Origin of the sequence: Microbacterium sp. (assembly GCF_035556355.1) — a bacterium.
Taxonomy (GTDB): domain Bacteria; phylum Actinomycetota; class Actinomycetes; order Actinomycetales; family Microbacteriaceae; genus Microbacterium.
The window spans coordinates 91,344-103,621 of record NZ_DATMFG010000024.1; the positions used below are offsets into that span (position 1 = coordinate 91,344).

At 71.7% G+C, this 12,278-nt stretch carries 7 protein-coding genes; 3 read left to right on the forward strand and 4 right to left on the reverse strand.

Annotated elements, in window-relative coordinates:
- Nucleotides 1-32: 32 nt before the first annotated feature.
- Together VNR19_RS06815 and VNR19_RS06820 are read right to left on the reverse strand one after the other, a co-directional pair.
- On the reverse strand, nucleotides 33-938 hold the full coding sequence (locus VNR19_RS06815) for a diacylglycerol kinase (protein ID WP_325725167.1): 906 nt from the start codon (nucleotides 936-938) through the stop codon (nucleotides 33-35).
- Nucleotides 935-2,572, reverse strand: a complete 1,638-nt coding sequence (locus VNR19_RS06820; protein WP_325725169.1) for an FAD-binding oxidoreductase — start codon at nucleotides 2,570-2,572, stop codon at nucleotides 935-937. Before VNR19_RS06820 ends, VNR19_RS06815 begins: the two co-directional genes overlap by 4 nt.
- Nucleotides 2,573-2,678: 106 nt before the next feature.
- On the opposite strand from VNR19_RS06820, the gene VNR19_RS06825 reads away from it, so the two are divergent.
- On the forward strand, nucleotides 2,679-4,238 hold the full coding sequence (locus VNR19_RS06825) for a glycerol-3-phosphate dehydrogenase/oxidase (RefSeq protein WP_325725171.1): 1,560 nt from the start codon (nucleotides 2,679-2,681) through the stop codon (nucleotides 4,236-4,238).
- Between the two features lie 98 nt (nucleotides 4,239-4,336).
- Nucleotides 4,337-5,629 carry an APC family permease gene (locus VNR19_RS06830; protein ID WP_325725172.1) on the forward strand — a complete coding sequence of 431 codons (1,293 nt, stop codon included), beginning with the start codon at nucleotides 4,337-4,339 and terminating at the stop codon, nucleotides 5,627-5,629.
- A gap of 46 nt (nucleotides 5,630-5,675) precedes the next feature.
- On the opposite strand, the gene VNR19_RS06835 is transcribed toward VNR19_RS06830, so the two are convergent.
- A complete protein-coding gene (locus VNR19_RS06835) occupies nucleotides 5,676-9,455 on the reverse strand; it encodes a multifunctional oxoglutarate decarboxylase/oxoglutarate dehydrogenase thiamine pyrophosphate-binding subunit/dihydrolipoyllysine-residue succinyltransferase subunit (RefSeq protein WP_325725174.1) in 3,780 nt (1,259 codons plus the stop codon).
- Nucleotides 9,456-9,629: 174 nt separating this feature from the next.
- Between VNR19_RS06835 and VNR19_RS06840 the strand changes: the two genes are divergently transcribed.
- On the forward strand, nucleotides 9,630-11,135 hold the full coding sequence (locus VNR19_RS06840) for a GuaB1 family IMP dehydrogenase-related protein (RefSeq protein ID WP_325725176.1): 1,506 nt from the start codon (nucleotides 9,630-9,632) through the stop codon (nucleotides 11,133-11,135).
- A gap of 130 nt (nucleotides 11,136-11,265) precedes the next feature.
- On the opposite strand, the gene VNR19_RS06845 is transcribed toward VNR19_RS06840, so the two are convergent.
- Nucleotides 11,266-12,228, reverse strand: coding sequence for a hypothetical protein (locus tag VNR19_RS06845; protein ID WP_325725178.1), 963 nt, complete (start codon nucleotides 12,226-12,228; stop codon nucleotides 11,266-11,268).
- Nucleotides 12,229-12,278: the final 50 nt, after the last annotated feature.

Here is a 12,278-nt window from a genome sequence, read left to right on the forward strand (position 1 = left end):
GGTGAACCGGATGCCGCACCCGCCGCCCCGCGTCACGGCTCCGGCGCGAACACGGTGACCGACCCCGGCGCGACGTCGATCGTGAGGGGGAGCGCGCCGATGGGGTCTCCGTCGGCGTACGCCGTCACGCCGGATGAGGCCAGTCGCACCGAGCGCACGCGATAGGTCGAGACCTCGGGAATCGACGTGTGCGTGCCGCGATAGACGCGGGGGAGCAGCCTCAGCAGGCGGAGTCGCCCCGCGGGGCGCACGAGCACGACGTCGAGGAGGCCGTCGGCGGGATCGGCGTCGGGGCAGATCGGGATGCCGCCGCCGTACGAGCGCCCGTTGCCCACCGTCGCCATGACGAGGTCGCGGTCGACGCGCGCGGTCGTGCCGTCCTCGAGCTCGAGCTCGACGTCGAACGGGATGCCGGCGAGCGTCGCGAACTCGATGAGCAGCGCGATCGTGTACCGCGAGCCGCCGCGCGGCCACCGCATGCCGTTCGCGCGGTCGTTGACGCGCGAGTCGAACCCACTCGCGAGCACGCTCCCGAAGTGGGCCGTGGACCCGTCGTGGCGGGTGACGCGAGCGAGATCGACCGTGCGTGTGCGTCCAGCGGCGATCGTCTCGGCCGCCTGCGCGACGTCGAGCTCGTGCAGGCCGAGCGCCATCGCGAAGTCGTTCCCCGTTCCCAGCGGGATGATCCCCAGCGGGATGCCGGTGCCCGCGAGCTCCTGCAGCGCGAGGTTCACCGTGCCGTCGCCGCCTGCGACGGCGACGGCCGTCGCGCCGAGCCCGATCGCGGTGCGCAGCAGCTCGGTCGACTCGGCGGCGCTGCCGCCGCTGATGATGGTGGTGCGGATGCCGTGTGCGCGCAGCCGCTCGGCGGCCTGCTCCGCCGCACCCGCGTGCGCGCCCCCGCGGGCGACGGGGTTCACGAGGAGCGTGACGCTCATGCCGGCTCGTCGCGCGGCGGAACCAGCGCCCCCGGATTCATGACGCGCGTGGGGTCGAGCGTGTCCTTCACGGCCTGCAGCACGGCGACCCCGAGCGGGCCGATCTCGGCCTCGAGATAGGGGCGGTGATCCCGCCCCACCGCGTGGTGGTGCGTGATCGTGCCGCCCGCTGCTCCGATCGCACGCGACGCGGCGTCCTTCGCACGCGCCCACTGCGCGACGGGGTCGGTTGTGAGGGCGGCGACGACGGTGAAGTAGAGCGACGCGCCCGCCGGGTACACGTGCGAGATGTGGCACAGCACGATCGGCTTCGTCCCCTCCGCCGTGAGCGTCTCGCGCAGGGCATCCGTCACCGCCGCCTTGAGAGCCGAGAGGTTCGCCCACGTGGCGGCGGTCTCGAGCGTCTCGGCGAGCACTCCCGCACCGAGCAGCGTGTCGCGCAGCGCGGGGGATGAGAAGCGTCCGCGCTCCCACGAGCGCGCCGGGTCCTCGCCGCGCGAGGAGGCGCCGTGCGCCGCGAAGACGGTCTCCATCGCGTCGCGGACGGCGGCGGCATCCGCTTCGCTCCCACCCTCGAACGTCGCGATCGCGAGGCACCCGCGCAGACGGAGCAGGTGACCCCCGAGCGCCGCGTTCACGCGGGTCTCCGTCTCGTCGCTCAGACGGAGGACGGTGGGGCGGATGCCGCGCTGCGTCGCCTCGCGGATGGCGGACGCGCCCGCCGCGAAGTCGGGGAACGTCCACGCGCCGCACACGGTCGCCACGGGAACCGGGCGGATGCGGACCGTGACCTCGGTGATCACGCCGAACGCACCCTCGGAGCCGAGGAACAGCTCGCGCAGGTCGGGACCGGCGGCGCTCGCCGGCGCGCGGCCGAGTTCGACCTCGCCGACGGGCGTCGCGACGCGCATCGCGTGCACCAGGTCGTCGAAGCGGCCGTAGCCGCGCGAAGCCTGGCCGCTCGACCGCGTCGCCGCGAAGCCTCCGAGGGACGCGTACTCGAAGCTCTGCGGGAAGTGGCCGATCGTGTACCCGCGCGCGCCGAGCAGCTCCTCGGCCTGCGGGCCGGTCGTGCCCGCGCCGAAGGTCGCGAGCAGCGATGTCTCGTCGAGGTCGAGCAGGGCGGCGGTGCGCGCCAGATCGAGCGCGATCACGCGATCGTGGCGCCCGCGGTCGGGCTGCACGCCGCCGACGACGCTCGTTCCTCCGCCGAACGGAACCACCGCGATCCCGAGCCGCGCGCACACCCTGAGCACCGCGAGCACCTCGGCATGGCTCGCGGGCGATACGACCGCGTCGGGCGCCGTCTGCGGCTCGTCCAGCCGGCGGGCGAGCAGGTCGGGAGTGCTCTTGCCTCCGAGGTGCAGCGTGCGGACGGCGTCGTCGCGCGTCGCGCGGTCCACGCCGACGATCGCGGCGAACGCCGCGAGGTCGTCGTCGCCCATGCGCGACGGCGTGAGCACGGGGGCGTCGCGGCGCGGGATCGGATGCGGCTTGCCGGGCAGCAGCGTCGCGAGGACGGTGCGGGCGGCCGCGGGGAGCTTGGCGGTGTGCGCGCCCCACGCGTCCCAGTCCGAACGCGGGCGCGGTGCGGGAACGGCCAGGGGTGCGCGCTCGGGCGGCGTCGCATCCATGGCGTCCAGTATGTCAGTCGCCATAAGGTGGACGAATGTCGCAATCCCCCCACGGCGCATGCGCCTGCGGCCGTCCCGGCGAGGTCATCCGCCGATACCGTCCGTCGTGAGCGCCGTCACACCCGGGGCGCCCCGACCGCCCCGTTCCACCGCGCTCGACGCGCGCCGGCGCGCGCGCGAGCTCGACGCCCTCGCGGATGCGGGTGAGATCGACGTGCTCGTCATCGGAGGCGGCATCACGGGCGCGGGCATCGCCCTCGACGCCGCGTCGCGGGGGCTGAGGACAGTGCTCGTCGAGCGCGACGACCTCGCGAGCGGCACGAGCCGATGGAGCTCGAAGCTCGTGCACGGGGGTCTGCGCTACCTCGCCTCGGGCCAGTTCGGGATCGCGCGCGAGAGCGCCGCTGAGCGTCACCTGCTCATGACGCGTCTCGCGCCGCACCTCTCGCGGTCAATGGCGCAGGTCGTTCCGCTGTACGCACCGGGACACATGACCCGCGGGGCATACGTCGGTCTCGGGTACGGTCTCGGCGACGGGCTGCGACGCCTCGTGGGCACACCGGACGCGGTGCTGCACTCGCCCGGACCGCTCGGCCGCGACGAGACGCTCCGGCTCGTGCCCGCCGTCCGTCGCGAAGGTCTGCGCGGCGGCATGCGCGGATGGGACGGCCAGCTCATCGACGACGTGCGTCTCGTGGTCGCCGTCGCGCGCACGGCGGCGGGGTTCGGGGCATCCGTCCTCACCCGGGTCGAGGTCATGTCGGCCACAGGAGACGGCGCGTGGCTGCGCGACCGCGTGACGGGCTCGGAGCTCGCCGTCCGCGCGCGCTGCGTGATCAACGCGACCGGCGTGTGGGCGGGGCGCATCGACCCCGACGTGCACCTGCGTCCGAGTCGCGGAACGCACCTCGTCGTCGAGGCTTCACGTCTCGGCGGCTCCGACGCCTCGCTCACGGTGCCTGTGCCCGGATCGAGCAGCCGCTTCGTGTTCACGGTGCCCGCGCCGCACGGGCGGGCCTACATCGGCATCACGGACGTCCCCGCGGGCACGGAGCTTCCGCCCGTGCCCACCCCCGGCGATGACGAGGTGACCCTGCTGCTCGACGTCATGAACACGGTCCTCGAGGAGCCGCTCACGCGCGACGACGTCATCGGCGCGTTCGCCGGCCTCAGGCCGCTGCTCACCGATCCGCGCCACGACGAGACGAGCGATCTGTCGCGTCGCCACGCGATCATCGAGTCGTCCACGGGCGTGCTGAGCGTCGTCGGCGGCAAGCTCACGACGTACCGGCGCATGGCGCAGGACGGCGTGGATGCCGCCGTCCGCAGCCGTCTCGGCAGTGGTGTCGCGAGCTCGCGCACGCGATCGATCCCCCTTGTCGGAGCGTGGCCACGCGAGCGGCTCGCGTCGCTCGACGCGCCGCCGCGGCTCGTGCGACGGTACGGCGCCGAGGCCCCGTTCGTCGCGCGCCTGGCCGGCGGCCCGACCGCCGCACGCGGCGTCACCGCGCAGGAGCTCGAGTGGGGGGTCCGCGCCGAGGGTGCCCTCTCGATCGACGACCTCGTCGACCGCCGCACGCGCCTCGGCCTCGTGACGGCCGATCGCGACGAATCGACGGATGCCGCGGCCGCCGCCTTCGAACGTGCGGGCGTCGAACCGCTCTGACGTCGCCCCGGCGACGCCTGCACGGGTTGGCAGGATTCCTCGGTCGGACGTCCGCCGGTGCGGGCATGGATGTCAGGGGTCCGTCCGAGACTGGATCGATGACCACGACCACCACCCACCCCCAGCCGGTGGTCGCCCACGGCCGACTGGGGATCGTGCAGGGCACCGCCCTCTACGTCGCGTCCGTGCTCGGCACCGGGCTGCTCGTGCTGCCCGGGCTCGCCGCCGATGCGGCCGGCCCCGCGAGCGTCGTCGCGGTCCTCGCGGTCATCGCGCTGTCGATTCCGCTGGCGGGCGCGTTCGCCGCGCTGGCGGCGCGGTATCCGGATGCCGGGGGAGTCGCGAGCTACGTCCGCCGGGCGCTCGGTGCGACCGCGGCGCGCATGACCGGCTACTGGTTCTACTTCGGCGTGTGCGCGGGAGCCCCCGTCGTGGGTGTGCTCGGCGCCGAGTACGTCGCGGCGGTGGCAGGCATCGATCGCGCGGGCGTGCCGATCCTCGCGGTCGCGATCATGCTGATCCCGTTCGGTGCGAACCTGCTCGGCATCCGCGTCGCCGGGTGGATGCAGTTCGTATTGACGGGCCTCCTGCTCTCGGTCGTCGTGGCGGTGGTCGCCGCTGCGTTGCCGGCGGTCGAGGCATCCGCCTTCACCCCTTTCCTCCCGCACGGCTGGGGCGGCGTCGGCATCGCGATCAGCCTCTTCGTGTGGGCGTTCGCGGGGTGGGAGGTCGGCACCCACATCGCGGGGGAGTTCCGCAACCCGCGCAGGGTGATCCCGCTCGCGACCGCGATCGCCCTCGTGCTCACGGGCGCGTCGTACCTGCTGCTTCAGATCGCGACGGTGGGCGTGCTGGGTGAGGGAGCCGGAGCGGATGCAGTGCCGCTGCTGTCACTGGCCCAGACCGTGTTGCCGGGGTTCGGCCCCGTCGCGGTCGGAGCGGTCGCGGCGATCGTGTCGGTGGGCGTCATGAACGCCTACCTCGCGGCCTTCGGCAAGCTCGGGGCGTCGCTCGCCGCGAACGGCGACCTGCCGCGGTGGTTCCGCCGCGGCGAGGAGGCGGGCGGGATCCCGCGGCGCGCGCTGTCGCTCACGATGGCCGTCGTCGCCGTGTACTTCGCGCTCATGCTGGTGGTCGACCTCGATCTCGAGCCGTTCATCCTCGTGCACACGAGCAACATGGTCTCGATCTACGCGGTCGGCATGGTCGCCGCGCTGCTCATCCTCCGCCGGTGGACGATCGGGTGGTGGATGGCGCTCGTCGCCGCCGTGCTGTCGACCGGGCTGCTCGCTCTCGCGGGTGTCAGGCTCGTGCCGAGCCTCGTGCTCGCGCTCATCGCGGTGGCGGTCACCGTGTGGCGGCGGGCGCGGACCGCCCGCACGAAGACGTGATCCCGACGCGGATGCGCCGGCCGCCCGGCATCCGCGAAGTCTCCGCTCAGCGGGCGAGTGCCTCCGCGATCACCGCGGCCTGCTCGGCCGCATGCACCTTCGGCGAGCCCGTCGCGGTCGATGCGGCGGCCGGACGCGAGACGCGCCGGATCGTGCGACCGTGCAGGTGCTTGACGAACTCGAGCGCGATGAACGGCCACGCACCCTGGTTCTCGGGTTCGTCCTGAACCCACACAAGCTCCGCGTTCGGGTACTTGTCGATCACCATGTTGAGCTCGTCGACCGGCTTCGGGTAGAACTGCTCGATCCGCACGAGGGCGATCGTGGGGTCGGGGTTCTTCTCGAGCTCGGCGCGCAGATCCCAGTGGATCTTGCCGGAGTGCAGCAGCACACGACGGACGGCCGACTTGTCGACGCCGCGCTCGTCGTCGATCACCGGCTCGAAGCGCCCGTGCGTGAAGTCCTCGACGGCGCTCGTCGCTCCGCGCAGGCGCAGCATCGCCTTCGGCGTGAACACGATGAGCGGACGCCGCGGGCGCGCGTAGGCCTGGCGGCGCAGCAGGTGGAAGTACGACGCCGGCGTCGACGGACGCGCGACGGTCATGTTGTCCTGCGCGCACAGCTGCAGGTAGCGCTCCATGCGGGCAGACGAGTGGTCAGGGCCCTGGCCTTCGTAGCCGTGCGGGAGCAGCAGCACGAGGCTCGACTGCTGGCCCCACTTCTGGTCGGCGGCGGAGATGTACTCGTCGATGACCGACTGGGCGCCGTTCGCGAAGTCGCCGAACTGGGCCTCCCACAGCACGAGCGCATCGGGGCGCTCGACGGAGTACCCGTACTCGAAAGCCATCGCCGCGTACTCGCTGAGCAGCGAGTCGTAGACCCAGAAGCGGCCCTGGTTCTCGCTGAGGTTCGACAGCGGCAGCCACTCCTGGCCGTTCGCGCGGTCGTGGAGCACCGCGTGGCGCTGCACGAACGTGCCGCGGCGCGAGTCCTGCCCGGCGAGGCGCACGTTCGTGCCTTCGAGCAGCAGCGAGCCGAACGCGAGCAACTCGGCGAACGCCCAGTCGATCGCGCCGTTGCGGCTCATGTCGTAGCGCTTCTCGAGGAGCTGCTGGAGCTTCGGGTGCACCGTGAAGCCCTCCGGCTTGTTGACGAACGCATCGCCGACGAGTTCGATCACGCTGCGCGACACACCCGTCGTGTCGGGCTCGCCGATCACCGTCGGGACGATCGCCTCCTCCTCGACAACGGGGGAGGAACCGGTCTCGGCGGCGTGCGTCTCGGCGAACGCGATCTCGAGGCGGTTCTGGAAGTCGCGCTTGGCCTGCTCGTACTCCTCCTCGGTGATGTCACCGCGACCGACGAGAGCCTCGGTGTACAGGCGGCGCACCGAGCGCTTCGCCTCGATGAGGTTCGTCATGTGCGGCTGCGTCATCGACGGGTCGTCGCCCTCGTTGTGACCGCGGCGGCGGTAGCAGACGAGGTCGATGACGACGTCGCGGTGGAACTCCTCGCGGTACTGCACCGCGAGCTGTGCGACGCGCACGACGGCCTCGGGGTCGTCGCCGTTCACATGGAAGATCGGCGCCTGGATCGTCTTGGCGACGTCGGTCGCGTACACCGACGAGCGGCCGTCCTGCGGCGTCGTGGTGAAGCCGACCTGGTTGTTGACGACGATGTGCACGGTGCCGCCCGTGCGGTAGCCGCGCAGCTGGGACATCTGAAGCGTCTCGACGACGACGCCCTGGCCCGCGAAGGCCGCGTCACCGTGGATGAGGATCGGCAGCCACGAGAACGTGCCGATGGGCTTGCGGTCCTGCTTGGCGCGGACGATGCCCTCGAGCACGCCGTCGACCGTCTCGAGGTGCGACGGGTTCGCCGCGAGGTACACGGGCAGCTCGGCGCCCGAATCCGCCACGAACGTGCCCTCGGTGCCGAGGTGGTACTTGACGTCGCCCGATCCGCTCTTCGAGCCGATCGCGACCGAGCCCTCGAACTCGCGGAACACCTGGCCGTACGTCTTGCCGGCGATGTTCGTGAGCACGTTCAGGCGGCCACGGTGCGCCATGCCGATCGCGGCACCGTCCAGGCCCGCGTCGGCGGCGCCCTGGAGCACCTGGTCGAGCAGCGGGATGAGCGACTCGCCGCCCTCGAGCGAGAAGCGCTTCTGGCCGACGTACTTCGTCTGCAGGAAGGTCTCGAACGCCTCGGCCTCGTTCAGCTTCGACAGGATGCGCAGCTGCTCGTCGTGGCCGGGCTTCTGGTACTTGACCTCGACGTTGCGCTGGAACCACGCGCGCTGCGCCGGGTCCTGGATGTGCATGTACTCGATGCCGATCGTGCGGCAGTACGAGTCGCGCAGGACGCCCAGGATGTCGCGCAGCTTCATGAGGCGCTTGCCGCCGAAGCCGCCGGTCACGAACTCGCGGTCGAGGTCCCAGAACGTCAGCCCGTGGCTCTCGATCTCGAGGTCGGGGTGCGTGCGCTGGACGTACTCGAGCGGGTCGATGTCGGCCATGAGGTGGCCGCGCACGCGGAAGGAGTTGATGAGCTCCTGCACGCGCGCGGTCTTGTCGACGCGCTCGGCGACGTCGACGTTGATGTCGTTCGCCCAGTGGATCGGCGCGTACGGGATGCGCAGCGCCGCGAAGATGTCTTCGTAGAAGCTGCGCTGGCCGATGAGCAGCTCGTGCACCTTCTTGAGGAACTCGCCCGACGCCGCGCCCTGGATGACGCGGTGGTCGTACGTGCTCGTGAGCGTGATGGTCTTGCCGATCGCGAGCTCGTTGAGCGTCTTGTCGCTCGCACCCTGGAACTCGGCCGGGTACTCGAGCGCGCCGACGCCGATGATCGACCCCTGGCCCTTCATGAGGCGGGGGACCGAGTGCACGGTGCCGATGCCGCCCGGGTTGGTCAGCGAGATCGTCGTGCCCTGGAAGTCGGCGGGCGTGAGCTTGTTGGCGCGGGCGCGCGACACGAGGTCTTCGTACGACGCGAGGTACTCGCCGAACGAGAGGGTCTCGGCTCGCTTGATGCTCGGGACGAGCAGCGCGCGCGAGCCGTCTGGGCGCGGGAGGTCGATCGCGATGCCGAGGTTCACGTGCGCGGGCGCCACCACGGACGGCTTGCCGTCGACCTCGGCGTAGAAGACGTTCATGCTCGGGAAGTCCTTGAGCGCCTGGATGAGCGCCCACCCTATGAGGTGCGTGAAGCTGACCTTGCCGCCGCGCGTGCGCGACATGTGGTTGTTGATCACGATCCGGTTGTCGATCATGAGCTTCGCCGGCACCGTCCGGACGCTCGTCGCGGTCGGGACGGTGAGCGACTCGTCCATGTTGGCCGCAAGGGTCTTCGGGAGGCCCTTGAGGGCGGTGACGACGTCCTCGTCGACGCTCTCCTCGGGCGCGGACGGCTTGATCTTCGGCGCCTGGGCCGGAATCGGCTGCGGCGCGGCGGGGCGCGCGGTCGTGCGGGCGACCGGCTGGCTCCCGATCACCGGGACCGGTGCCGTGACCGGGCGCGGCTCAGACGACGTCGCCGCCCCGTTCACGGTCGCCGGAGCGGTCGCGGGGGCGGCGGAAGAGGGAGCGGCGGCCGAGGCGGATGCCGCAGGCGCAGGAGCCTCGGATGCGGGGCCGGCCGGAGCCGAAGGCGCCGACGCCCCGTCCGCGTCGACGGGGTGGTAGGCCTCGAGGATCGGCCACCAGGCCTTGTCTACCGAGTTCTTGTCGACCTTGTACTGCTCGTAGAGTTCGTCGACGAGCCATTCATTGGCTCCGAACTCTCCTTCGTTCGATACACCGACGCCCGTCACCTGGCTCGACACGCTCGATCGCCTGCTTTCGTGAAGAAGATGTGGATGCCTGGTCCGCAACGACCCTCGGGCACGATCCTTAAGCGTAACCCAGTCCGCGTCGCTCTTCGTCGGGGTTGCGCTCCGTGGGAAAGCACGATTCGGCAACGGCATCCGCGGCCCTTCCAGTCGCTACCCTTGACGGACATGGAGTTCTACGGAGACCGCCCCGACGTCGACCTGACGTATTCGGACGTGTTCCTCGTCCCCCGGCGGTCGACGGTCGCGAGCCGCCTCGACGTGGACCTGTCCCCGGGTGACGGCACGACCGCCACCCTTCCGATCGTCTCGGCCAACATGAACTCGGTCACCGGGGCGCGCCTGGCCGCGACACTCGCGCGCCGCGGCGGCCTGGGGGTCCTGCCCCAGGACATGCCGCTGCAGGAGCTCGACGCGGCGATCCGGTGGGTGAAGGCTCAGCCCGTTCCGTGGGACACCCCGCTCGTGCTGCCGCCCGACGCGACGGTCGCCGACGCCGCGCGGCTGCTCCCCGCGACACAGGGCTACGGCATCGTCGTCGCCGAGACCCCGTCCGGCGCCGGTCAGCAGCACGGCGGTGGAGTCGACACCCGCTTGCCCGGCACGGGACTGCGCGCCGAGGACATCCTCGGGGTCGTGCCCGCGACCCGGCTGGGCACCGCTCTTCCCGACGCGCGGCTCGGCGACATCGCACGCGGACGATCGGCGTCGATCGACGCCGAAGACGTCGAGAGCGGTCGCCAGGCGTTCGACCTCCTCGTCGCGGCGGAGGCCGACGTCGTGTGCGTGCTGCGGCACGGCATGCTCGTCGGCACGCTCTCGCGCCGCAGCGCGCTGCGCTCGTCGCTGTACCGTCCGGCGGTCGACGCGTCGGGGCGGCTCATCGTCGCAGCCGCCGTCGGCATCAACGGCGACGTCGCGGCGAAGGCTCGCGCGCTCGCCGCCGCCGGAGTCGACGTGCTCGTCGTCGACACCGCGCACGGGCACCAGGAGAACATGCTCGCGGCGCTGCGCACGATCGCCGACCTCGACCTGGGCATCCCGCTCGCGGCGGGAAACATCGTCACGGCCGAAGGCGTCCACGACCTCGTCACGGCGGGCGCGAGCATCCTCAAGGTGGGCGTCGGCCCCGGCGCGATGTGCACGACCCGCATGATGACCGCAGTCGGACGACCCCAGTTCTCGGCCGTGCTCGAGACGGCGGAGGCGGCGCGGCTCATGGGCGCCCACGTGTGGGCCGACGGCGGCGTGCGGTACCCGCGCGACGTCGCCCTCGCGCTCGCCGCCGGTGCGTCCTCCGTCATGATCGGCTCGTGGTTCGCGGGAACGATCGAGGCGCCCGGTGAGCTGCTCGTCGACGCCGACGGCCGCGCATACAAGGAGTCGTGGGGCATGGCGTCGACGAAGGCCGTGCACGAGCGCTTCGGGCGGCTCGACCCGTACGAGCTCGCGCGCAAGGAGCTGTTCGCCGAGGGCATCTCGTCGTCGAAGATCTATCTCGACCCGCTGCGTCCGGGCATCGAGGACCTGCTCGACATGATCACTTCGGGCGTGCGCTCGTCCTTCACGTACGCGGGTGCGGCCACGGTGCCCGAGTTCCACGAGCGCGCGCGCGTCGGCCTGCAGTCCGCCGCCGGCTACGAGGAGGGCAAGGCGCTCCCGGTCAGTTGGTGAGCCGCCCGCATCCGCCCGCGCCTTCTCGCTCACACCGGCTGCTTCGCGCTGTCGAAATCAGCGTCCGCGGCCGCCACCCTCGTGCGCGATCGCGGATTTCGACAGCGCGAACCATCTGAGGGGATCGCGGTCAGGGGCGGCGCTTCGAGCTCGGCAGCCCGTCCGCGGTCAGGATGTCGTATACGCGGCGTGGGAAGTCGAGGTCGCCCGCTTCCAGCCGGCTGAAACCGCGCACCTCGCGTCGGATCTCGTTCTCGCGGTTCTTCTCATCGATCACGATCGCCGCCGGATCGCGGCCTGCATCGAACTCGGGGCTCAGGTACTTTCCGCGGCCGTCGATCTCCAGCCAATGGTCGTGCCCCGGGAAGTAGCGGTCCGCGAACACGAGCCGGCCGCTGCGGAGGACGCGCCGCTCCTGGGAGCGGGACGGGGGGAATCCGAGGTGCTCGAGGAGCACACGCGCCTGCGTCTCACGGGGATTCGCGGCACCGCAGTCGGCGTTCTCGATGACGCGTCGTGCGCGCACGTCGCCTCGTCGGGGTGCATCGTGATCGAGCCGCAGCAAGAGCTCGTCTCTGGTCGTCAGCGGACCAGACGCACGTCGGCTCCAGATCGCCTGGTCGACGGCCGTGGACGCGATGAGGAAAGGTGCCGCGCGAGCGATGTCGAGTGCGGTCTGAGCCGGAGTCGTGACGTGGTGCACGCCGAGCGGAGTGCGCTCGACGTCCTCGAGACCGAGCGCGCGGCGACGCACTGCGCCGCCGGATCGGCCGCCGGACGCGCGGTCGATGGTGACGTCGACGAGCTCCGGCCAGGCGCCGAGGATGTCGATGTCGTGCACCGCGGCGGCCGCGAAGTGCGAGATGGTGGCGCCTGGCTCCAGACGCCGCGCGACTTCGTGCACGCGGACGCGATGTCGCTCGATCGGACGCAGCCCTCGCCAGGCGTCAGCGCGGACGTATGCGCCGGCGGCGACCCGGACGAGCCGGCCGGATCGGACGTCGCGCCGAAGGCGGCGATCGTCCACCGGATCGAGCTGGTCCGCCCTCCGGAAGATCGCGACGAGCTCGTCCGCGGTTGACATCGTCCTCACGCGGACACTCTCCCTCGCGCGACGCGCTCGGGTGCCGACACTCCACGGGA

Coding starts and splice junctions, on each gene's coding strand:
- VNR19_RS06815 (WP_325725167.1), bottom strand. CDS start 938: ATGAGCGTCACGCTCCTCGTGAACCCCGTCGCCCGCGGGGGCGCGCAC.
- VNR19_RS06820 (WP_325725169.1), bottom strand. CDS start 2,572: ATGGATGCGACGCCGCCCGAGCGCGCACCCCTGGCCGTTCCCGCACCG.
- VNR19_RS06830 (WP_325725172.1), top strand. CDS start 4,337: ATGACCACGACCACCACCCACCCCCAGCCGGTGGTCGCCCACGGCCGA.
- VNR19_RS06840 (WP_325725176.1), top strand. CDS start 9,630: ATGGAGTTCTACGGAGACCGCCCCGACGTCGACCTGACGTATTCGGAC.